Here is a 21,788-nt window from a genome sequence, read left to right as displayed (position 1 = left end):
ACATAAGCATGACCTGCGAAGATGTTGATTCTTGCAATAAAAATGAAACTGACGCAGAGTGATCCAAACGACGGGCATCAAGACCCTTCTCTGAGGCGTGATCAAAAAGGCAGGTCACATGAAAATTGACAGATTTATGAAAGCAGCCCTCGTCGGGCTGTCCCTTAGCGTCATGCCATTGGCAATGTCCACACCGGCCCCGGCCTTTGCGGAAACCTTGCGGGTCGTGAAAAAGGGTACGAATTCCACCCTCAATGTTCCAATGAACCGGGCAGTTGTGGTGGAAAGCGACATACCATTCGCGGAACTCAGCATCGCCAATCCCGGCATCGCGGATATTTCGTCCCTGTCGGACCGCACCATTTATGTGCTGGGCAAGTCCCCGGGCCTGACCACTCTGACCCTGCTGGATGCCAGCGGCCAGTTGATCACCAACGTCAATGTACGGGTCGCGGCGGATGTATCCGAATTCAAGGAACGTCTGCGCCAGATTCTGCCGGGTGAAAAAATCGAGGTACGCACAGCAAACGACGGCATCGTTCTCTCGGGCGTGGTATCGTCGACGCAGCGGCTGCAACGTGCACTTGACCTTGCTGAACGCTATGCACCCGATCGGGTTTCAAACCTGATGAGCGTCGGTGGCGTACAGCAGGTGATGATGAAGGTTCGTTTTGCTGAAATGCAGCGGAACGTTTCCAAATCACTGAGTTCTTCACTCTCGTTAAATGGCGTGTTGGGCGGCAGTACTGGTCTTAATGGCGGTACGGGCACAACCAATGCCGCGCCCGGTGTTGCAACTTCCCTGGGCGGAAACATCCCTGCTGCAAACCAGAATGCAGGTGCCGTTCTGTTCGGCTTCAATGCCGGCTCAACTCAGGTGGGCATCCTGTTGGAAGCTCTGGAACAAAAAGGCGTTGTCCGGTTTCTTGCCGAACCCAACCTCGTCGCTCTTTCCGGTCAGGAAGCGAAATTTCTTGCTGGTGGTGAATATCCGGTGCCGGTGGCGCAAGAACTCGGGGCGATCTCTATCAAATTCAAACCCTTCGGTGTTGAACTGGCCTTTATCCCCCGTGTTGTCGACAAAGACCTGATCAACCTGGAAATGCGTGCCGCTGTATCTGCGATTGATCCCACAAACGGTATTTCCTTGGGCAACGGCATTGAAATTTCCGGCTTTACCCGCCGCGAGACCTCCTCCACGGTTGAATTGCGCGACGGCGAAAGTTTTGCGATTGCCGGATTGTTGACGGACGACTTTACCGACAATTCCAGCCAGCTGCCCTGGATCGGTGATGTACCGGTTTTGGGTGCATTGTTCCGTTCCGCAGAATATCAACGCAATCAGACCGAATTGGTGATCATTGTGACAGCCCATCTTGTTTCACCTACACGGGGCGAAGCGCTGGCGCTGCCAACCGACCGGATCAAGCCTCCCACTGAAAAAGACCTGTTCCTGTTTGGCCGCACCTCCGAAGGCACCCGCACACCCAAGAAAGGTGCTGCCGGAGAGGTTGCCAAACAAGACTTTGGCGGGTCATATGGGTATGTACTGGACTAATCAGATGAAAACCCAAATGCGCACAAAATTGAAATTTTCAGGTATCATGGCAGCACTGGCGACAGTGATTGGCTGCGCGCCGAGTTCTGATCCGGTATACACTCAATTTTACCGCGAAGCGGGCGCATTGACAGACACTGGATATTTCGGCAACGCAACGCTGAACAACCGTTTGGTTATGACAGGCGAACGGCAGTATACCTTTGATCTTGCGAACCGATTTGCCTCTGAAGTTCAGTCCATGGTCAACTTCGCGTTCAACTCAGCGCAGCTTGATGCGCAAGCGCAGGCAATATTGCGCCAACAGGCTGGCTGGATCAAACAATTCCCCGAAATCCGTTTTCGCGTATACGGACATACAGATGCTGTCGGGTCTGACAGCTATAACCGCGCCCTTGGCAAACGCCGCGCGGATGCTGTGGTCCATTATCTTACAGGTCAGGGCATCAGCCGCTCCCGACTTGAGGCGGTTGCCTCTTTTGGTGAAACCCAGCCATTGATTGTGACCCAAGGCCGCGAACGCCGGAATCGGCGTACTGTGACCGAGGTGAACGGCTTTGTTTCACGGCATCCTACCGTTCTTGATGGCAAATACGCGCAGATCATCTATCGCGATTATGTCGCCAGTGCGGTGCCCCCAACGACTTTGGGCAGTTCAGTTCTTACCGAAGAATAAATAATACAGTCTTGATGACCCGGCCCTGCCCCTGTTGAACAGGGACAGGTGTCTTTGATCCGGCCTCACCAATCCCGTGAGAAGAACAGGATCGTTTCAACATACCCAACAATCGAAACCTTTTGGCCCCAATCTTGCCCCAGTTGGCTGCAATATCTCGCCCTATAGGACAAATGTGTCTGCGCAAAATGCCAGGCATGGGTGATCGCAAGGGGTGAAAATCTGCACAAAGATGCAGCGTACACCTTTGCTGAACCCTTGTGAGCAAAGGATATAAGGCTATGAGTAGTGTAATGCCGCAACCTCAGACAACGCCGATTGTGGCCTGTACTGTCAGCCGCGATGTGCAAAACTTTGATCTGTTGATCGAAGATATGGAAGAAGTCCTGGGAGAAAGCTGGGGCGACCTCGGTTTTGCAGAAGCATTGGCATTCTTTGGCCAGCCCGAAGCAGAGGCCATGGAATTTATCGCTCTCGCGATGGATGAATCCGACGAAGAAAACCTTGTATTGATGACCGAGATCATTGAACAGGCGAAGAACCGGGACATCAAGGTGATCCTCATCGCTGAAGATGTGACGCCTGCCGCCCTTCATTCATTGTTGCGCAAAGGGGCGGATGAATTCGTTCCCTACCCCCTGCCCGAAGGTGAACTGGCACAGGCCGTGCAACGTTTGCGCTCCGATGGCAAACCACCCGTAGTGGAGACAGTGCAGGCGCCGACACTGGAAGCAGGGGCGCGAAAAGACGGCGCTTTGATCGTTGTGCATGGCCTCGCTGGTGGGACCGGATCCACGACCATGGCCGTGAACCTGGCCTGGGAACTGGCCAACGTGGACAAGAAGAACGCACCGTCGGTCTGCCTTTTGGATCTGGATCTGCAATTCGGTTCAGTTGCCACATTCCTCGATCTGCCCCGTCGTGAAGTTGTCTATGAAATGTTGTCAGAGACAGAAAACATGGATGAAGAGATTTTTGGCCAGGCATTGCTGACATATGAAGATGTCTTGCAAGTCTTGACCGCGCCTACGGATATGTTGCCGCTTGACCTGATTACATCCGAAGACGTGACACGCGTCCTTGAAATGGCACGCAACCAATTTGACTATGTCATTGTCGATATGCCCTCGACCCTTGTTCACTGGTCCGAAGCCGTGCTGAACATGGCGCATGTCTATTTTGCGATGGTCGAACTCGATATGCGCAGTGCACAGAACACGCTGCGGTTCAAACGCGCCTTGCAGTCCGAAGAACTGCCGGTGGAAAAGCTGCGGTATGTCCTGAACCGTGCGCCCAAATTCACTGACCTAAACGCCAAGGGCCGCGTCAAACGTATGGCTGAGTCACTGGCCATCTCGATTGATGTTCAATTGCCCGACGGAGGCAAGCCCATCACCCAGGCCAATGACCACGGTATGCCACTGGCCAATTCAGCCCCCAAAAGCCCGCTGCGCAAAGAACTGATGAAACTGGCTGCTTCCATTCACGATCTCAAGAACGATCAGGCTGAAGCCGCTTAATCATTCACGGAAAGAAACAAAATGTTTTCCAAATACAAGAAACCAGGTGCAAAAGCCGCTCCGCAAAAACCGGTCGAGATTATTGATAACGTCACCTCGATTGAAGAGAAAAAGCCCGCGGCCTCCATGCGCAAGGCTTTGGCCCCAGCAAAGGCCGCACCGGTTGATAAGGAAGTAAAGCGCAAGCAGCGTATGTCTGACATCAAGCTTGAGCTGCACCGCGCGCTTTTGGACAACCTCAATCTTGCCGCACTCGAACACGCCACCGAAGCGGATTTGCGGCAGGAAATCAACGAGATCGCTGTTGAAATCCTGGCTGAAAAGTCGATCGTCCTGAACCGAGAAGACCGCATGACGCTCAACTCCGAGCTTTATGACGAAGTTACGGGGCTGGGGCCGCTTGAGACATTGCTCAAGGATGAAAGCGTCAACGATATTCTCGTCAACGGCCCGCAACAAATCTTTGTTGAACGCGACGGCAAGCTGGAACTGACAGACATCACATTCAAGGACGAACGCCATCTGTTGCGGATCATCGATAAAATCGTATCCGCCGTTGGCCGTCGGGTCGATGAATCAAACCCCTACGTGGATGCCCGTTTGCAGGATGGTTCACGTTTCAACGCCATGGTCCCACCAATCGCGGTGGATGGATCGCTGGTTTCCATTCGGAAGTTCAAAAAAGACAAACTAGGCATCGACGACCTGGTGAATTTCGGGGCCTTCACCGAAGAAATGGCAGCCTATTTGCAGGCCGCTGTTGCGACACGGCTGAATATCATTGTTTCCGGCGGTACGGGGTCAGGTAAAACCACCACGCTGAACGCGCTGTCTTCGTTCATCGACAATTCCGAGCGCATCCTGACGATCGAGGATACGGCGGAACTTCAGCTGCAACAGACCCATGTTGGCCGGATGGAAAGCCGCCCGCCAAATGTCGAAGGCAAAGGCGAGGTTTCGCCGCGCGACTGTTTGAAAAACGCCCTGCGGATGCGCCCTGACCGGATCATCGTCGGGGAAACCCGCGGCGAAGAAGTGATCGACATGTTGCAGGCCATGAACACCGGCCACGATGGCTCCATGACCACAATCCACGCGAACAGTGCGCGCGATGGCGTGTCTCGACTGGAAAACATGATTGCCATGGCGGGTATTGAAATGCCGCTCAAGGCCGTCCGTTCCCAGGTGTCCTCTGCTGTGAACCTCATCGTACAGGCCTCGCGCTTGCAAGACGGTTCGCGGCGCATGACCTCGATCACGGAAATCACCGGCATGGAAGGTGATGTGATCTCGATGCAGGAGATTTTCCGCTATCAGCGCGTCGGCCTGACGCCCGAAAACAAGATCATCGGCCATTTCACCGCCACCGGTGTACGCAGCCACTATGCAGAACGGTTCCGCATGTGGGGCTATGATCTGCCATCTTCCATCTACGAACCAATCGCGGCCCAATAACCATATGCCCCGATGCCTGAAACCATGTGCAAAAAAGCGCAATAAGGATCAACGAAATGTCTGCTGAACCAATTATCTATGGCCTGATTTTTGTCGGTGTGCTGGTGCTGGTCGAAGGCCTGTATCTCGTGGCCTTTGGCAAATCCATCAGCCTGAACAGTCGCGTGAACCGCCGGCTTGAGATGCTGGAGAAAGGGTCGCGCCGGGAAGAGGTATTGGAAAAGCTGCGCAAGGAAATGGAGCAGCATATGGATGCCAAGTCCATTCCGCTGTATTCCTTGTTGTCCGACAAGGCACAGAAGGCCGCAATTGCCTTTACACCGCAACAATTGATCATGTTGATGGGCGGCCTGGCGGTTATCGCCTTTCTGGGTCTGACCATCGGTACCGAGACCGAACCAGCGGTCCGGGCCTTGCTTGCTGTCGGAATCGGTATTGGCGCAGTCTATTTCTGGGTGTCGTCCAAGGCCAGCAAACGCATGGCCATGATCGAGGAACAACTGCCAGACGCAGTTGAATTGATGGTGCGCTCCTTGCGGGTGGGTCACCCCTTTACCAGTGCGATTTCTATCGTCGCAAAGGAAGTCCAGGATCCTCTCGCCTCGGAATTCGGGGTGATCGCGGATGAGGCTGCCTATGGCCGAGATGTCGGCGAAGCGCTGAAAGACATGGCCGAACGCCTGGATATGCAGGATTTGCGCTTTCTCGCGGTTGCCGTAACAATCCAGCAGCAATCCGGGGGTAATCTCGCTGAAATTCTTGCCGGTCTGGCCAAGGTGATCCGTGCCCGCTTCCGACTGTTCCGTCGCGTCAAGGCAATCACCGCTGAGGCGAAATGGTCAGGCAAGTTCCTGTCCGCCTTCCCGATCGTGGCCTTGATCGTGATCAAGGTCTCTGATCCGCATTATTACGACGCGGTGCTGGATCACCCGCTCTTTATCCCGGCATGTTTCCTGGTTGGCATTTTTCTTGCTGCGAACCTGTTCGTGATGCGGATCTTAACAGACATCAAAGTGTAAAGGGGAACCGGACATGATTACTGCAATCAACGATCAGATCACCGCACTTCTGGGACCCATGGGTCTGATTATCATCGTCGGCGTTCTGGGGTTAAGCCTTGTTGCCGTGACTGTCATCATGATGCTACGTCAGCCCGAAGATCCCCTTGAAAAGCTCAAACGAGCCTCAAACACCGGATCCTCAAAAGACGACGGTAAAAACCAATTGCGTCACGCGGGCGGCAACCAACAGCTGCAGAAATTCGCCAAGTTTCTGGAACCCGAAGACGTGGCCGAACTTTCTGCCAAGCAACTTGAATTGCGCCAAGCCGGCTACCAAGGCCGCGATGCCGTTCGGATGTTTTATTTCGCCCAGATGACACTGGGCCTGCTGGGGCTGGTGGCAGGCATCATTTACATCAATTTTCTGGGCGGTGGCGAAGGGCTGAGCACGCAGAAAACCATGATGTGGACCATCGGTCCCGGTGCTGCTGGGTACTACCTGCCAAAATACTGGGTGACCCGCCGTGTTGCCGCCCGCAAAGAGGAAATCACCCGTGGGTTTCCGGATTCGCTTGATATGATGCTGGTTTGCGTCGAAGCAGGGCAGTCTCTGGATCAATGTATTGTGCGCGTGGCCCGGGAACTCAAGGCATCCTACCCTGCATTGGCAGAAGAGTTCGAAGTGGTCGCTTATGAAATGAAGGCCGGTAAAGACAAGATTACCGTTCTCAATGACATGGGCGAACGCTGTGGCGTTCAGGATGTATCGTCCTTTGTAACGGTGCTGGTACAATCCGCTGCCTTTGGCACCTCGATCTCGGATGCATTGCGGGTTTACGCCGCAGAGATGCGCGACAAGCGCGTAATGCGCGCGGAAGAAGCCGCAAACAAGTTGCCAACCAAGATGACACTTGCCACTATGGGCCTGACCGTGCCGCCGCTTCTGATCATTCTGGTCGGACCGTCGGTACATGGCATCACAGAACTGGGCAAAATGTCAGGACCGGGGCAATAAAACACATATCGGTTGAGCGTGTCCTTTTCGGCGCTCTGGCACTCCTTTCAGCTATCGGATTGGCCGCCTGTTCGCCGGGTGGCTTTTCTGCTGCGGGGGATCAGGTCTTTGCCCCGGGTGTCAATCAAAATGCGGTTGCGGAGGACGGGATCGAAGTGGGGCACCGTTTGATGGCAGCAGGACAGTTTGAACTGGCAATCAAGTCTTTTAATCGGGCGGCTCTTGAAAACGGTCTGGACGTAGAGGTTCTTTCCGGTCTGGGCAGCGCCAATCTTGGCCTTGGCCGTTTGGGACAGGCGGAAAGCCTGCTGCGACGCGCAGTCAAAAAAGATGCAAAGCAGCCGGAAGTCTGGAACAATCTGGGTGTTGTCCTGATGGAACGGGGCAAAACCGTAGAGGCCGAACAGATTTTGCGCCGTGCCTATGCGCTTGATAATGGCGAAAGTGACGCAATTCGCGACAATTTGAGGTTAGCACTCGCAAAATCAGAAAACTCTGATACTTTACCTCTTGACGACGAAAATTACAAATTGGTGCGGCGAGGCTCGGGTGACTACCTGATCAGTCCGACACTATGATAGTCGTGGCCGCAAAGGCCGAGGCAGAGCAGTAAAAAGGACGCTAAAATGCGCCACCCTATCCTATTGGCCCTCTGCGTTGCAGGGGTTACCGCAGTTGCAGGCTGTGGTGAAAAGAACGCGAATGATACCGTCGAACGGGCATTCGAAGACGTTGATGCACTGGATGGCAACGATATTTCAGATGTCATGCTGACGGTCGCCGACCCGAACGAAGCTGTGACCTACTTCCAGCGCGCAACGGCCAAGGACCCTGATCGCATAGACCACCAACGCGGACTTGCCGCGTCACTGGTGAGAGCCAAACGTGCAACCGAAGGGGCCAGCGCATGGGGCAAGGTCGTCAAGATGCCCGAGGCCACGGCCGATGACAGCGTCGAACAGGCCGATGCACTGATCCGTGCCGGTGACTGGGCTGCAGCAGAAAAGGTTCTGGACGCCGTCCCCCCAACCCATGAAACCTTCAAGCGCTACCGTCTTGAAGCAATTGTTGCCGACAGCAACAAGGAATGGAAAAAAGCCGACAGCTTTTATGAAATTGCCGTCGGTCTTACGACAACCCCCGGTGCGGTGATGAACAACTGGGGATATTCCAAGCTGACCCGTGGTGATTACCCCGCCGCGGAACGTCTTTTTTCTGATGCCATCCGGCAGGATCCCGCATTGTTCACCGCGAAGAACAACCTGATTCTCGCACGCTCTGCCCAACGTGACTACACCTTGCCGGTGATACCGATGGATCAGTCGGAACGTGCGCAATTGTTGCACACAATGGCCCTTTCTGCAGTCAAACAGGGTGATGTGGAAACCGGAAAGAGCCTGCTGCGTGAAGCAATCGACACCCACCCCCAGCATTTCGAAGCCGCGGTCCGTTCGCTGCGCGCGCTAGAGAACGGCTGACCTCATGGCGATTGATGCCACACATGCGATGTGGTTTTTGCCCTTCGTTCTGCCGATTTGCCTATATGTGGCCTTCACCGACATGGCCCAGATGAAGATCACCAACCAGTCTGTTGTCCTTTTGGCGCTGGTCTTTTTGGTGATCGGCGTATTCCTGATGCCCTTCACCGCCTATCTCTGGCGTTTGGCCGCATTGCTGATTGTACTGGTGGTGGGCGTGATCCTGAACGGTGCAGGTGCCATGGGCGCAGGCGACGCAAAGTTTGCAGCCGCCGCCGCCCCCTATATCGCATTGGGTGATTTGCGTTTGTTGATGGCGTTGTTTGCTGCGGCCCTGTTGGCTGCTGCGGTGGCGCACAGAGGCGCAAAATATACGCCCTTGCGCGAACTTGCCCCACATTGGGTGAGCTGGGATCGCAAGAAGTTTCCCATGGGCCTCGCCCTTGGTCCGGCGCTCGCGATCTATCTCCTATTGGGTACGCTCTATGGATCCTAAAGCATTACAGCGCGGTTCTACACTCCTGGATCGCATCTCCTCGCTCCGGGAAGAGGCGGTAAACAAACCCCGATTCTCCATAGAAAAGCCGGAATTGAGCATTAGACGCCATATTCGAACCCCACTCTGCATTGCCCGCGCACGCCTGCCCGAAGGAACCGCACCATGAACATGCAAACATCCACAGTAATGGCACCTCCTCCGCCCAAACGGCTTGAGGATATGCAACTGCCTATCGTGATGATGCGCGACATCATCATCAAGACGATCTTTCGCAAGAACATCGACCTTGTCAGCGAATTGGCTTCTGCTGTCTGTTTGCCTATTCCGATCACGCAGGAACTGGTGGACATGGCCCGCGAACAACGCCTGATCGAAGCAACAGGTACCCTGAATGCCAATAATGGTAACGAGATGGGCTATCAACTGACCGACGCAGGCAAGGCGCGCGCGCTTGATGCTCTGGCACAGTCCGAATATTTCGGCCCGATGCCCGTGCCCCTTGATGTTTACAGCGCACAGGTCAAACGCCAGTCCGTGCGCAATATCCAGGTCACCAGGGATCAACTGATCGGCGCGATGGGTCATCTGGTTCTGCCCGACAGCCTGCTGGACCATCTTGGCCCCGCTGTCTCTGCGGGCCGCTCGATCCTGATGTATGGCCCGCCGGGCAACGGCAAATCTTCCATCTCCAACGGCATCCGCGATGCCTTGGGTGACAAGGTCTATGTGCCCTTTGCCATTGAATATGCGTCACAGGTGATCACAATTTATGATCCTATCGTTCACTCCAAAGCCGAAGAGAACGTTCAGGATCCCCACTCGCTGCGCCGTGTCACGCGCTTTGACACCCGCTATGTCTGCTGCGAACGCCCCACAGTGATCACAGGTGGCGAACTGACAACTGACATGCTTGATCTGGTTTATAACCCGACGGCAAAAACCTACCAGGCCCCACTGCAACTGAAATCGACCGGCGGTATTTTCATTGTCGACGACCTTGGACGCCAAAAGGAAACACCGCAGAGCATCGTCAACCGCTGGATCGTTCCCCTTGAAGAATCCAAGGATATTCTCGCCCTGCAATCGGGAGAAAAATTCGAGGTGCCTTTCGATACGCTGGTGATTTTCTCCACCAACTTCCACCCGAACAAGATTTTCGATACCGCCGCCCTGCGCCGTATCTTTTTCAAGATCAAGATCGACGGTCCGAACCAGGAAAACTATCTCAAGATTTTTGCCATGGTCGCCCGTAAACGCGGCATGCCATTGGACGAGGCCACCCTGGTTTACCTGCTCAAGACAAAATACCCGACGATCGACAACATCTATGCCAACTACCAGCCGATTTTTCTGATTGATCAGATGATAGCAATCTGTGATTTCGAAGGCATACCCTATCAAATGTCGCCGGAACTGGTGGAACGGGCATGGGCAAACATGTTTGTCAAAGACGAAGTGATCGTCAAATGACGCGCCGATAGCAGGACGATTTATGATCACAGTGGCAGGGTGCGGTCGCATGGGTGCCGCCATGCTGGATGCGTTGCGTGCGGCAGATTTCAAGGCAGGCGGTTTTGATGTGGTGCCCGCGCAGGCCGCTCACATCACAGATCAAATCACCGAATGCGCCGCTGGAACAGAAACGCTGATCACCGTGGTGCGCGACAGGGCCCAAACCGATGATGTCCTGTTCGGCGCTCAGAATTTCCTTGCCGCAGCGCCCTTGAAACGCATCATCCTGTGCTCCACCCTCTCGCCACGATATGTACTTGGCCTGCGCAACAGGATACCCCGCCATATCGTCCTGATCGACGCCCCGATGTCAGGGGCACAAATCGCCGCACGTGAAGCTCGCCTCAGCTTCATGCTCGGCGGCGGCGAAACGGAACTTGATGCCGCGCAACCGCTGTTTAACGCCATGGGACGTTATTTTCACCGCATGGGCGGCTACGGTACAGGCATGCAGGCCAAGGTCCTCAACAATCTTTTGGCAGCATCAAACACGGTAATGACACGGCTGGTGCTGGACTGGGCCGATCAGCTCGGACTGGAGGAAACCAGACTGCTGCAACTGATCAATACTTCCTCAGGCCAGAACTGGTTTGCCAGCGGCTTTGAAGACATCGAATTTGCCCGCGACGGCATGGCCGATGACAATACCATCGGCATTCTGGTCAAGGACGTGGCAAGCGCAATCGACGCAGCCCCGCCAGGATCCGACCTTAGCTTGCCGAACCAGGTGAAATCACTGCTGCAAGATCTCAAACCACGCAAACAACCTTCATCTTGCCGCTAAACTCCGGGGGAGTCAGCGTCAGCTGACGGGGGCTGGCCCCCGTTCCAACTCATGCTATCTAGCAAAGCATGTGCCAGGTACCGCAACTCTTCCAAGACTGGTTCGCGACCAGGGGCTGGGCGATCCACCCGCATCAACAACAGATGTTGGCGCGGGCTGATGCTGCGTCGCTTTTGCTCATTGCTCCGACAGGTGGCGGCAAAACACTGGCCGGGTTCCTGCCGACATTGATTGATCTCGCCCAAGCCCCCCATGACGGCATGCACACGCTTTACATCTCGCCGCTCAAAGCCCTGGCATCGGATATTCAACGCAACCTCATCACCCCTATCCACGAGATGTCTCTCCCCGTGACCATTGACGCACGCACGGGCGACACCGCGCAGTCGCGGCGCAGGCGTCAGCGGGCGGACCCTCCGCACATCTTCTTGACCACACCAGAAAGCCTCGCCCTGCTGATCAGTTACGAAGATGGCGCGCATATGTTCAAGGGGCTCAAACGCGTGGTCATTGACGAAATACACGCCCTGGCGGACTCAAAACGTGGCGACCAGTTGATGCTGGCGCTGGCGCGGCTGCAAACATTCTGTCCCGATCTCAAACGTGTCGGGCTTTCGGCGACGGTAGAAGACCCCGCAACCATCGCACAGTACATGGCGCGCCACCCAGACGGCTGCGACATTCTGCTGGCCGACCCCGGTCCGGCACCCGACATCGCAATGCTTGCCACTGACACGCCACCGCCATGGTCCGGCGGCGGTGCGGCCTATGCAATTGCGGCAGTGATGGAACAGGTCAAGCAACATAAAACCACGCTGATCTTTCACAACACCCGTGCCCAGGCTGAAATCTTCTTTCATAATCTGTGGCTTGCAAACGATGATGGCCTGCCTATCGGGATCCACCACGGTTCCCTCGACCCTGCGCAGCGCAGGGCCGTCGAAGCGGCAATGGTGCGTGGGGATCTGCGCGCCATCGTCTGCACCGGCAGCCTTGATCTTGGCATCGACTGGGGCGATGTGGATCTTGTAATCCAGATAGGGGCCCCCAAGAACGTCAAACGTCTGGTGCAACGCATCGGGCGGGCCAACCACCGCTACAACGCCCCGTCCAAGGCGCTTCTGGTGCCAGCCAACCGCTTTGAAGTGGTTGAATGTGTCGCTGCACTTGACGCGGTGCGGGCGGGCGAACTGGATGGTGACCCACGTGGCCCCGGCCCCCGCGATGTTCTGTGCCAGCATATCCTGATAACTGCTTGTGCCGGTCCATTTGATGCCGGTGCTCTCTATGCAGAAATGACAACGGCCGGGCCGTATTGCACGCTGGGCCGCGCCGAATTTGATGCCTGCCTCGATTTTTGTGCAACGGGGGGCTATGCCTTGAAGGCCTATGACCGATGGCAACGTCTGTTGCAACGTTCTGATGGACGCTGGCAACTACGCGACCCCCGCAGCAGCCAGCGTATCCGCATGAATATCGGCACCATTCAGGACAGTGACACGCTCAAGGTCCGCATGCGCCGCAGCCGCGGTGGCAAGCCCCTTGGCGAGATCGAAGAAGCCTTTGCCGCGACCCTAACCCCCGGTGACACCTTTCTCATTGGCGGACAGATTGTGAAATATGAAGGGCTGCGCGACATGACAGTTGAGGTCAGCCGCGATGGGCGAAAAAAGCCCAAGATCGCAACCTTCACCGGGACCAAATTTGCTACTTCGACTCAGCTTTCTGCCCGCGTGCTGGACCTCTTCACAGGTAGCGACTGGCCCGACTTGCCGGCCCATACCGCCGAATGGCTTCATCTGCAACGCAGCTTCAGTGCGCTCCCGCAACCGGGCCGCTTGCTGATCGAAAGTTTCCCCCATGAAGGTCGGGAACAAACAGTGATTTACGGTTTTGCGGGACGCAACGGGATGCAAACGCTAGGGCTTTTGCTGACCAAGCGCATGGAAGATTTGGGACTGCACCCGCTTGGCTTTGTCGCCACCGACTACGCCTTGCTGATCTGGGGATTGGACCAGGTCCAGAATGCGCCTGCCCTGTTCGATCTGGCGGCGTTACACAAGGGGCTTGATACTTGGCTGGCCGGGAATGCGGTGATGAAACGCAGTTTTCGCGCCTCGGCGACGATCGCTGGATTGATTGAACGGAACAGCCCCCAGTCGCGCAAATCCGGACGACAGACGACATTTTCCAGTGATATTCTCTATGACACTCTGCAAAAATACGACCCTGATCATCTGATGTTGCAAATCACCCGCGAAGAGGCCCTGCGCGGCTTGGTCGACTTTGGTAGAATCGAAGAGATGATGACGCGGATTGGCGGCCGTATCGACCATCGTCACCTGCCGCATGTGTCGCCCTTGGCCGCACCGCTGTTTCTTGAAATGGGCCGCGTTCCCGTCAAGGGGGCGGCGGAGGAACGGTTGCTGGCCGAAGAAGCCGGGCGGCTGATGGAACTCTCGGGCTTGGCGCAAATTCACCCTGCTCCCGCGCCCTAGACACACCCCAAGAGGGCACCCTGTCATCCCTTGCCAAGAACATCGTTTTCCAACATGAACAAAGGATGAAGGCACATGACTTCACCCTTGCCGGTGTGCAACTGAAAGCACTGAATACCGGGGCGCTCTGGTGGCCGGAGAAACATCTGTTATGTGTCAGCGACTTGCATCTGGGTAAATCAGAGCGCATCGCCCGGCGCGGCGGCACAGTGTTACCGCCCTATGAAACCCGCGACACCTTGACCCGACTGGCAGCCGATCTGGCCCTGACCGCCGCGCAAACTGTTGTATGTCTGGGTGACAGTTTTGATGATCCGCAAGCCGCGCGCGCGCTACGGGCAGAGGAAAGCCTGTTGATCACCAGACTCCAGCACGGCCGTCATTGGATATGGGTCGAGGGCAATCATGATCCCGGGCCGATTGATCAGGGGGGCAATCATCAAAGTGAGATACAGATTGCCCAATTAAGCTTTCGTCATATTGCAACTGCGGGTGCCAGCGGCGAAGTCTCGGGGCATTTTCACCCCAAGGTATCTGTTGCCATCGGGGGAGGCCGGGTCACGCGGCCCGCCTTTCTCTATGACCGTGACCGTCTGATCCTGCCCGCCTATGGCACCTACACCGGTGGTCTGAACAGCACGTCGAATGTCTTTCGCCAGCTGATGCAGCCGGACGCCTGTGCCGTGATGACTGGCAGGACCGCTATCGCCATACCAATGCCGCGCACCGCAAGGTGACCCGGGTACTTTCACAGGAGTGGCCTGGCGACAGGCTGATATTGCAGTGAAGTTTTCCGGACTCTATAGGCCTTTCGCGCCCATCAGAGCATGAAAGTCAGGCCGTCATGCGGGCAATCAAGACACCAAACCATGCTGAAACTCCGGTCAAGAGCCCACCCCATATCGTGTCAACCACAACCTGTTGCATCGACCAATCACGCAGTGTGGCAAAATTGGTGAATTCATATGTGCCATATGCAAACATCCCCAACAGCGCACCACCCCACAAAGCGGCCAAGGGATCGCCATCACGCAGGGCCGGTACCGAGACAAACCAAAGCATGCCAGCAACATACCCCAGGTAAAACAACAAGGCCGGCACCACGCGGAAAGGATCTGCATAAAGATGCATAACATAGCGATCGAACACGGGTTTCACGATGTAGCGCAGGCCGAAAGCGTCAGCCCCAAGAAAGAAAATCAGCGTGACGATATACAGGATCAAGATTTTCACAGCACTGTTTCCTTCATCACGGACGGGTATATTTTTGAGGGTATGAATGGCGATCAGCCTTCATCCGGTTAAAGCTCTGGATCATTTCGTCAATCTGCCGGTCAAGGGGAGAGTCGCCCAATAGGGCAGCGTCTGCAGCAGCTTTAACAGCAAGGTCAAACGGCGCGGAAAATGCACTTCAAATCGACGCCCATCCAACCCCGCAATGATCCTTTGTGCTGCAATCTCGGGAGAGACCATCGCTGGCATGTTGAAATCATTGCGCTGGGTCAGGCGGGTATCCACGAACCCTGGTGAGATCAGCCTGACATCAATCTGCCCTGCCAGCTCTGCCCGCAGGGATTCGACCAGATTGATCACCCCCGCCTTGGAAGCTGAATAAATCTGTCCCTGTGGCAGACCGATGTATCCTGCAACCGAACCACAGAACGCCAATTGACCGCCCCGGCGCAATAAACCCGGTGCCGTCTGAGCAATGTGAAAACAGCCCATCAGGTTCACCGTCACGATTTGGGCTGCGGTGTCAGGGTCCAGATCGGCGATCTTGCCAGGATCATATAGAGCGGCCAAATGTACGATTCGGTCCAGGGGACCCAAGCCGGCAATCTTGGCAACCGCTGTATCAACGCTGCTGCGGTCACCGACATCCATTGAAATCGCCACGTGGTCCGGGCCCAATTCTGTTGCCAGTTCATTCAATCGCCCCGACCCGCGCGCAGAAAGGATCATTCGTGTGCCCCGCCTGGCCCAGTCGCGGGCAAGTGCCGCCCCGATGCCTTCGCTTGCCCCGATGATCCATGTGGTCCGCCCCTCATGCATGAGCGAGTTCCACCTGAACAACATCGGTTTGTCCTGTTGCAAAGGAGGCTGAGCACACACCCAGATAATATCGCCAGTTGCGCAGGAACTGTTCATCATAGCCCAGCGCCGTGATACGATCTGTCATACGATTCAAACGGTCATTCCATATCGCACAGGTGCGCGAATAATCTGCGCCAAAAGCGAAGGTATCCACAACTCTGAGCCCTGCGCTGTTTGCCTGTTCGGCAATCATTGCATTCGACAGCAACATGCCGCCCGGAAATGTGTAGTGGCGGATGTAATCCGACGTGCTGCGGTAGGTGTCAAAATACGCGTTTGGCACGGTGATTGCCTGCACCATGGCACGCCCTTGATTTGCCAGACGTGCCTTGAGGGTACCAAAATAGGCCGGCCAGTATTTCTGACCAACGGCTTCGATCATCTCAATTGAGACAATGCTGTCAAATTTTCCTTCGCATTTGCGGTAATCCTGTAGCCGGATGTCGGCGCGGCCATCCAGCCGCGCATCGGCATAGCCTTTTTGACTGGGCGAAATGGTCAAACCCGTTACCTGGCGGCCTGTTTCGACCGCGCGCTCGGCAAACCCGCCCCAACCACAGCCGATTTCCAAAACTGTTTCAGCGCTGTCGATACGGTCCAATATGCGATCGTATTTGCGATTCTGGCCGCGAAACAGATCCTGGTCCGCATCGGTAAAAAGTGCCGAGGAATAGGTCATCCCTTCATCCAGCCACAATTGATAAAATTCATTCCCGACATCGTAATGTGCACGAATATTGCGCGACGCCCCTTTCAAGGAATTCGCTCGTAACAGCCGGTTCACAAACCGGAATTTCAGATTATTCCAGAACCCGCCATACATATATCCCTGAAAATGCTCCACGTTGCGCAGGGCGACTTCAGTCAGGGCCGAAATTGAAGGTGTGTCCCATAAACCGGCAACATAGGTTTCCCCCAGACCGATATCTCCACGTGCGGCAACGGCGGTCACGACAGACCAGTCATAAATCTGCATTTCCGCGACAGGGCTGCCGGCACCGAAATCATACAGATCGCCCTCGGGCGTTTGCAGGTGCAAACTGCCCACCTGAATTCTGCCGCAGCTTTCTAAAAAATCATGTTTTATGCGTTTGGTGAACATGTGCATCAGGTAACCTCGGATTCTGGCGGTTTGGGACGGGTGCGGTATTTGGCGCCTTTCAGTTTCAAGCGGAGCGCCTGCCAATGGATCAAGATCATGACACGCAGTGCACCAAATGGTCGCCGCAGACTGGCCCGCAATATCCCCCGATTTGTCAGGGGGGCGCGCAGACCGGATAAAGAGGCGATCACACCCTCTGCCCCGTTATGGTGCAATATGGTGATGGCGATGCGATCTGATCGAATATCAAATTTGAATTCATAGCTGCCTTTCACATCTTGAAACGGCGAAACATGCAGCGCTTTGGGTGTCGTGATCCGGCTAACGTTTGTGATCTCGGCAAATTCCGGCAGATGACACAGATAGGAATGTCGATCGCCAAAGGGGGTCGAAACCTCGGCGATTACGGCAATCAAGGCGTCATCGCGAAAAGCCAACCAAAAGCTGACAGGATTGAAACCATAGCCGAGAAAACGCGGTTGCGTCAATAAACGCATGCCAATTGTTGATTCGTCGACATCATGTGCGCTCAACACCGCACGCGCCCAGGAGGAACCTTTCCCAGCCGCCAGAGCGCCGCCGTGATCAGAGTCATGCACCGAGAACAGGTTGAAGCGGTTACGCGAGAACAAGCCTGGTTGTTCTATCGTCGCTTCGGGATCGATCCATACAAAATCAACACCATAGCTGAACCGGTTGCGGATTTCACCGCGCCGTCTGTGCGTCGTCACCGCCGCAATATGATGCGGTTGGTACATCATGCGAGCTGGCGATTCAGCAGACGTTGAATGCGGACTGCGCTTGCGAAACCGTCCTCATGAAAGCCATGGCGCGTATAAGCACCGGCGAACCATGTGTTGTTGTGCCCCTGCATTTCTGTCAGGCGCTGTTGCGCCGCCAAGGCAGGCCCGTCAAACACCGGATGGCGAAACAGCTTTTGGTCATAGATCAAATGTTCCGGTACGGTTTCTGATGGGTTCAATGACACAAAGAGCGGATCATCCTGAGCGATATTCTGAAGACGGTTCATCCAATAAGTGACGCCGATAACAGGTTCCGGCCGGGTTGTGTCGGCCTTGTAGACCCAGCTTGACCAAGCGGCCTTGCGTTGCGGCATTTGATTTGCATCGCAATGCAGGACCATTTGGTTGTGCTGAAACCGGATCGCAGAAAGGGTTGCTTGTTCCTGAAAGGTAGGCCGGGCAAGCACGCCCAAGGCCTGATCCGCGTGACAGGCGAAAATGACATGATCAAAGCAAGCCGGTTCCCTGTCTGCGCAATAAATGGTGCTTTGTACACCATCACGCGCGACCTGTTGCACGGGGGTGCCGGTTCTGATCACAACCCCTTGGCCGCGCAGATGACGCTCCAGGCGGGTCACATAGGCGGTGCTGCCGCCATCGACCGTCCACCATTGATGCTGGCCACTGGGGCTCAACAATGCATGATTGCGAAAGAACCGCAGCAGCGCATGGGCCGGAAAGCCGCGAATGCCTTCTGGTGGTGTTGACCATATCGCACCACAAATGGGCATCAGGTAGTAGCGTTCGAACCAGCTTCCCATCTTGAGTTCGGACATCAATGCGCCAATCGTGGTGCTATCATCCTTGACCAGACCTTCAGCCTTGGCATTGAATCGCAAGATGTCTCGCAACATCCGTGCGAATCCGGGCCGGAGCAAGTTACGCTTTTGTGCGGTCAAAGACCGTAGGTCGCGTAGCCCGTATTCAATGCCGCCCCCATTGATCGTCGCACCAAAGCTCATGTCGCTTTTCACAACCGGAACATCAAGCGTTTGGAACATTCGCGTCAGATGCGGATAATTTGCGTAGTTGAAGACGATGAATCCGGTATCCACCGGTTGATTACCATTGCGCCCGGCAATGACAGTACGCGCATGCCCTCCCAGCTTTGGTGCGGCCTCATAGACAGTGACGGCGTGTTGAGGTGCAAGCAGATATGCCGCAGCAAGCCCGGAAATACCGCCACCGATGACAGCGATGCGTTGGGTATTTGTGGGAGGCGCGTCAAAAGACATTCTTGTTCCTTGCAGTGGTTTTATTCTGATACGCTGTGAAAAAGTTTTCGGATCACAATTGATCCAAAATTTATCTGCGGACGTAGTATGGGTATGTCGATGATTGACCTATATTCCGTTCCAAGTGCCCATCTTCTGTGTTGTCGGGCGACAAAGGATATGTCGAAAGTGCCGCCTGCTCCCCCCATTTCAACACAGACGGCCTGTATGATCGCGGTTCGGGATAACCGGGATCGGGCGGCCTTTGCTCTGCTTTTTGATCACTTTGCCCCACGCCTGAAAGGTTTTGTGATGCGTTCGGGCAGTGGCGCAGCGCAGGCCGAGGAGATTGTGCAAGACGTGATGTTGACGGTCTGGCGCAAGGCAGATCAGTTTGATCCCGCACGTGCACAGGTCTCGGCGTGGATTTATCAAATAGCCCGCAACCGCCAGATTGACTTGCTGCGCAAGGAACGCCGGCCGGTTCCCGAAGATTTGTTCAAAGGGGCGGTATTCGAACCTGACGCCAGTGAGGTCTTGGTCGTCGAACAAGAGGCAGAATACCTAAAGGCCGCATTGCGCCAACTGTCTCCCGAGCAGCGCACGATCGTCGAAAAGGCCTATCTGGGTGAGTTGACTCATCAGGAAATCAGCACCGAGATGGGGCTCCCGCTTGGAACTATCAAATCACGGATCCGGTTGGGTCTTGACCGTTTACGTCATGTGTTAAAGGACATGCGATAAGATGAACGCAATCACACACCATAGTCCAGATTCCTTGCTTGCGGCATTTGCCGCCGGCGTGCTGGAACACCCTTTCGCATTGGTTGTTGCAAGTCATATTTCGATGTGTCTGGACTGCCGTGCCACCTTTGAAGCCCATTTGGCAATCGGGGGTGCTGTCTTGGAAAGCGGCGCGACGGCAGTTCTGTCCAGTGACCTCAAAGGCGCTACCCTGTCTCAGCTTGACCATCCTGTCACGCCTCGACCTGAATACGGACGCAAGGGAATTTTTCCTTCGCCGGTGGTGGAGGCATTGAAGGGACAGACGCCGCGGTGGAAATCACTCGGAATGGGCGCGCGTCAAAGCATCCTGTCGCAAGGGAGCGAAGGCTCTGTCAGGTTACTCTACATCCCGCCGGGTCAGGCGGTGCCCGACCACAGTCACAACGGCATGGAACTCACCTTGGTGTTGCAAGGCAGCTTTAGCGACAGCACGGGGCGTTTTGGCGTCGGTGATCTGGAAGTTGCAGATCACAGTCTGGAACATTCGCCCAAAGCTGACGACGGCGCAGCATGTATCTGCCTCGCCGCAACAGATGCGCCACTTCGTTTTGCAGCGCTGTTGCCACGGTTGCTGCAGCCGTTGTTCCGTATCTGACTTTTCTGTTTCAACGCACTTCGGGGACGGTGCACCATGCCACTGTTGTTTTGGCAACACACACCTCGATCGACAACGGCGTTGCAGATCATTGCAGAAAGTGCTGTACCGCATCCCCTTGCGTTTCCAGTGCTTTGCGCATCTTTTCAAAGGCCGCTGCCTCAAGTTGGCGCACCCGCTCCTTGCTCAGGCCCAGTTCATCACCCAGACTTTCAAGAGTGCGGGCTTGGTCGCGCAGCTTTCTTTCGCGTACGATATACCGTTCGCGATCCGTCAGGTTCACCAAAGCCTGGAGCAACCATTCGCGGATTTTCTCCCGATCCTGTGCATTGCCTACGGTTTCGGCGGCCTGATCGGTTTCATCTTCCAACGCATCAATCCATTCGCGGCCCTCATCCTCTGAGGATTGCGTGGCATTCAGGGAATAGTCCGAGCCTGAAAGCCGCCCCTCCATCATTTCAACGTCCCGCAGGGGCACCCCGATCTCTGTTGAAATCAGCTGCCGCAATTGATGGCCGTCCAGCTTTACGCCCGCACTGGCTGACTCCCGTTCCAGGCGGGCCTGCACCCGGCGCATGTTGAAAAACAGTGATTTCTGAGATGACGTCGTACCGGTTCGGACCATGGACCAGTTCCGCATCACATAATCCTGGATGCTCGCCTTGATCCACCAAATGGCGTATGTGGAAAACCGCACACCGCGGTCAGGGTCGAATTTGTCCGCAGCCTTCATCAGACCAAGGCCGGCTTCCTGAATCAAATCGTTCATTGGCGCGCCATAGCGTTTGAATTTGGAGGCCATCGAGATTGCCAAGCGCATATAGGCCGTGATCAGTCGATGCAGGGATTGCTCACAACGATCATCCCGCCAGGCGTAAGCAAGCTTCAGTTCGGTCTCTGCATCCAGCATTTCCGCCTTCATCGCAGTTTGGGTAAAGTTAACCTCCCGCACATTCGCCAACGCCATCCCGTCCCCCTTCAACTTCTGCCCTTGCAAATTCCCTGATATGATACCTACGCACGGGGGCCGGGTTTGGTTCACAAGAAAATGGAAAAGAGTGGGTTTTCCGACGCTTCACACCCTTTGGCATGACATTTGCCAAAGGGTGACAGGCCAAACCACAAGACACCACTCAAGCGGGCATTTGCCATTGGGCAAACCGTCTTCACAGGCATTCCGGTGACACCTCGTATCGGT

General features: G+C 55.3%; 21 protein-coding genes. 15 read left to right on the top strand and 6 right to left on the bottom strand.

Going from position 1 to position 21,788, the window contains the following annotated elements; translation table 11 throughout:
- Positions 1-118 precede the first annotated feature (118 nt).
- The 13 genes from OS190_RS16415 (at position 119) to pdeM (ending at position 14,733) form a co-directional block, all read left to right on the top strand.
- Positions 119-1,558 (top strand): type II and III secretion system protein family protein, encoded by a 1,440-nt coding sequence (locus OS190_RS16415; protein ID WP_267159803.1) that lies wholly within the window; start codon positions 119-121, stop codon positions 1,556-1,558.
- The gene (locus OS190_RS16410) at positions 1,545-2,234 is read left to right on the top strand and encodes an OmpA family protein (protein ID WP_267159802.1); all 690 of its coding nucleotides are present in this window, start codon (positions 1,545-1,547) and stop codon (positions 2,232-2,234) included. The genes OS190_RS16415 and OS190_RS16410 overlap by 14 nt, the downstream gene beginning before the upstream one ends.
- A gap of 281 nt (positions 2,235-2,515) precedes the next feature.
- The gene (locus OS190_RS16405; RefSeq protein ID WP_267159801.1) at positions 2,516-3,754 is read left to right on the top strand and encodes a CpaE/TadZ family protein; all 1,239 of its coding nucleotides are present in this window, start codon (positions 2,516-2,518) and stop codon (positions 3,752-3,754) included.
- A 21-nt stretch (positions 3,755-3,775) separates the two neighbouring features.
- On the top strand, positions 3,776-5,209 hold the full coding sequence (locus tag OS190_RS16400; RefSeq protein WP_267159800.1) for a TadA family conjugal transfer-associated ATPase: 1,434 nt from the start codon (positions 3,776-3,778) through the stop codon (positions 5,207-5,209).
- A 56-nt stretch (positions 5,210-5,265) separates the two neighbouring features.
- Positions 5,266-6,228 (top strand): type II secretion system F family protein, encoded by a 963-nt coding sequence (locus tag OS190_RS16395; RefSeq protein WP_267159799.1) that lies wholly within the window; start codon positions 5,266-5,268, stop codon positions 6,226-6,228.
- 13 nt (positions 6,229-6,241) lie between these two features.
- Complete coding sequence (locus OS190_RS16390; RefSeq protein ID WP_267159798.1) at positions 6,242-7,225, top strand: type II secretion system F family protein; 984 nt, start codon at positions 6,242-6,244, stop codon at positions 7,223-7,225.
- Between the two features lie 53 nt (positions 7,226-7,278).
- Positions 7,279-7,803 carry a tetratricopeptide repeat protein gene (locus OS190_RS16385; protein WP_267159862.1) on the top strand — a complete coding sequence of 175 codons (525 nt, stop codon included), beginning with the start codon at positions 7,279-7,281 and terminating at the stop codon, positions 7,801-7,803.
- Between the two features lie 48 nt (positions 7,804-7,851).
- Positions 7,852-8,703, top strand: coding sequence for a tetratricopeptide repeat protein (locus tag OS190_RS16380; protein ID WP_267159797.1), 852 nt, complete (start codon positions 7,852-7,854; stop codon positions 8,701-8,703).
- Between the two features lie 4 nt (positions 8,704-8,707).
- Positions 8,708-9,199, top strand: coding sequence for a prepilin peptidase (locus OS190_RS16375; RefSeq protein WP_267159796.1), 492 nt, complete (start codon positions 8,708-8,710; stop codon positions 9,197-9,199).
- Between the two features lie 165 nt (positions 9,200-9,364).
- Positions 9,365-10,672, top strand: coding sequence for a DUF8689 domain-containing protein (locus tag OS190_RS16370; protein WP_267159795.1), 1,308 nt, complete (start codon positions 9,365-9,367; stop codon positions 10,670-10,672).
- A 22-nt stretch (positions 10,673-10,694) separates the two neighbouring features.
- Positions 10,695-11,498 (top strand): NAD(P)-dependent oxidoreductase, encoded by an 804-nt coding sequence (locus OS190_RS16365; RefSeq protein WP_267159794.1) that lies wholly within the window; start codon positions 10,695-10,697, stop codon positions 11,496-11,498.
- A 68-nt stretch (positions 11,499-11,566) separates the two neighbouring features.
- Complete coding sequence (locus tag OS190_RS16360) at positions 11,567-13,996, top strand: ligase-associated DNA damage response DEXH box helicase (protein WP_267159793.1); 2,430 nt, start codon at positions 11,567-11,569, stop codon at positions 13,994-13,996.
- Positions 13,997-14,061: 65 nt separating this feature from the next.
- The gene (pdeM, locus tag OS190_RS16355; RefSeq protein ID WP_267159792.1) at positions 14,062-14,733 is read left to right on the top strand and encodes a ligase-associated DNA damage response endonuclease PdeM; all 672 of its coding nucleotides are present in this window, start codon (positions 14,062-14,064) and stop codon (positions 14,731-14,733) included.
- Between the two features lie 97 nt (positions 14,734-14,830).
- Here pdeM and OS190_RS16350 read toward each other — a convergent pair whose 3' ends face one another.
- The 5 genes from OS190_RS16350 to OS190_RS16330 form a co-directional block, all read right to left on the bottom strand.
- Complete coding sequence (locus OS190_RS16350) at positions 14,831-15,229, bottom strand: DUF2177 family protein (protein WP_267159791.1); 399 nt, start codon at positions 15,227-15,229, stop codon at positions 14,831-14,833.
- Positions 15,230-15,310: 81 nt separating this feature from the next.
- Complete coding sequence (locus OS190_RS16345; RefSeq protein WP_267159790.1) at positions 15,311-16,048, bottom strand: SDR family NAD(P)-dependent oxidoreductase; 738 nt, start codon at positions 16,046-16,048, stop codon at positions 15,311-15,313.
- Positions 16,041-17,198: an SAM-dependent methyltransferase gene (locus OS190_RS16340; protein ID WP_267159789.1), complete on the bottom strand. Its 1,158-nt coding sequence runs from the start codon at positions 17,196-17,198 to the stop codon at positions 16,041-16,043. The genes OS190_RS16345 and OS190_RS16340 overlap by 8 nt, the downstream gene beginning before the upstream one ends.
- A complete protein-coding gene (locus tag OS190_RS16335) occupies positions 17,198-17,953 on the bottom strand; it encodes a DUF1365 domain-containing protein (protein WP_267159788.1) in 756 nt (251 codons plus the stop codon). The genes OS190_RS16340 and OS190_RS16335 overlap by 1 nt, the downstream gene beginning before the upstream one ends.
- Positions 17,950-19,230, bottom strand: coding sequence for an NAD(P)/FAD-dependent oxidoreductase (locus OS190_RS16330; protein WP_267159787.1), 1,281 nt, complete (start codon positions 19,228-19,230; stop codon positions 17,950-17,952). The genes OS190_RS16335 and OS190_RS16330 overlap by 4 nt, the downstream gene beginning before the upstream one ends.
- Before the next feature lie 159 nt (positions 19,231-19,389).
- Between OS190_RS16330 and OS190_RS16325 the strand changes: the two genes are divergently transcribed.
- Positions 19,390-19,953: a sigma-70 family RNA polymerase sigma factor gene (locus tag OS190_RS16325; protein ID WP_267159861.1), complete on the top strand. Its 564-nt coding sequence runs from the start codon at positions 19,390-19,392 to the stop codon at positions 19,951-19,953.
- A gap of 1 nt (position 19,954) precedes the next feature.
- Positions 19,955-20,590, top strand: a complete 636-nt coding sequence (locus tag OS190_RS16320; RefSeq protein ID WP_267159786.1) for a ChrR family anti-sigma-E factor — start codon at positions 19,955-19,957, stop codon at positions 20,588-20,590.
- A gap of 88 nt (positions 20,591-20,678) precedes the next feature.
- On the opposite strand, the gene OS190_RS16315 is transcribed toward OS190_RS16320, so the two are convergent.
- Entirely contained in the window at positions 20,679-21,557 is an 879-nt protein-coding gene (locus OS190_RS16315; RefSeq protein ID WP_267159785.1) for an RNA polymerase factor sigma-32, read from the bottom strand.
- Positions 21,558-21,788 lie beyond the last annotated feature (231 nt).

Origin of the sequence: Sulfitobacter sp. F26204 (assembly GCF_026410305.1) — a bacterium.
In the GTDB taxonomy this organism is placed as follows: domain Bacteria; phylum Pseudomonadota; class Alphaproteobacteria; order Rhodobacterales; family Rhodobacteraceae; genus Sulfitobacter.
The sequence above is the reverse complement of the archived record's forward strand: the minus strand, read 5'-3'. Positions and strand labels throughout refer to the sequence as shown.

Coding starts and splice junctions, on each gene's coding strand:
- OS190_RS16330 (WP_267159787.1), bottom strand. CDS start 19,230: ATGTCTTTTGACGCGCCTCCCACAAATACCCAACGCATCGCTGTCATC.
- OS190_RS16370 (WP_267159795.1), top strand. CDS start 9,365: ATGAACATGCAAACATCCACAGTAATGGCACCTCCTCCGCCCAAACGG.
- OS190_RS16395 (WP_267159799.1), top strand. CDS start 5,266: ATGTCTGCTGAACCAATTATCTATGGCCTGATTTTTGTCGGTGTGCTG.
- OS190_RS16325 (WP_267159861.1), top strand. CDS start 19,390: ATGTCGAAAGTGCCGCCTGCTCCCCCCATTTCAACACAGACGGCCTGT.
- OS190_RS16315 (WP_267159785.1), bottom strand. CDS start 21,557: ATGGCGTTGGCGAATGTGCGGGAGGTTAACTTTACCCAAACTGCGATG.
- OS190_RS16360 (WP_267159793.1), top strand. CDS start 11,567: ATGTGCCAGGTACCGCAACTCTTCCAAGACTGGTTCGCGACCAGGGGC.
- OS190_RS16415 (WP_267159803.1), top strand. CDS start 119: ATGAAAATTGACAGATTTATGAAAGCAGCCCTCGTCGGGCTGTCCCTT.
- OS190_RS16335 (WP_267159788.1), bottom strand. CDS start 17,953: ATGATGTACCAACCGCATCATATTGCGGCGGTGACGACGCACAGACGG.
- OS190_RS16320 (WP_267159786.1), top strand. CDS start 19,955: ATGAACGCAATCACACACCATAGTCCAGATTCCTTGCTTGCGGCATTT.
- OS190_RS16365 (WP_267159794.1), top strand. CDS start 10,695: ATGATCACAGTGGCAGGGTGCGGTCGCATGGGTGCCGCCATGCTGGAT.
- OS190_RS16345 (WP_267159790.1), bottom strand. CDS start 16,048: ATGCATGAGGGGCGGACCACATGGATCATCGGGGCAAGCGAAGGCATC.
- OS190_RS16400 (WP_267159800.1), top strand. CDS start 3,776: ATGTTTTCCAAATACAAGAAACCAGGTGCAAAAGCCGCTCCGCAAAAA.
- OS190_RS16390 (WP_267159798.1), top strand. CDS start 6,242: ATGATTACTGCAATCAACGATCAGATCACCGCACTTCTGGGACCCATG.
- OS190_RS16375 (WP_267159796.1), top strand. CDS start 8,708: ATGGCGATTGATGCCACACATGCGATGTGGTTTTTGCCCTTCGTTCTG.
- OS190_RS16410 (WP_267159802.1), top strand. CDS start 1,545: ATGTACTGGACTAATCAGATGAAAACCCAAATGCGCACAAAATTGAAA.
- OS190_RS16380 (WP_267159797.1), top strand. CDS start 7,852: ATGCGCCACCCTATCCTATTGGCCCTCTGCGTTGCAGGGGTTACCGCA.
- OS190_RS16340 (WP_267159789.1), bottom strand. CDS start 17,198: ATGCACATGTTCACCAAACGCATAAAACATGATTTTTTAGAAAGCTGC.
- pdeM (WP_267159792.1), top strand. CDS start 14,062: ATGAAGGCACATGACTTCACCCTTGCCGGTGTGCAACTGAAAGCACTG.
- OS190_RS16405 (WP_267159801.1), top strand. CDS start 2,516: ATGAGTAGTGTAATGCCGCAACCTCAGACAACGCCGATTGTGGCCTGT.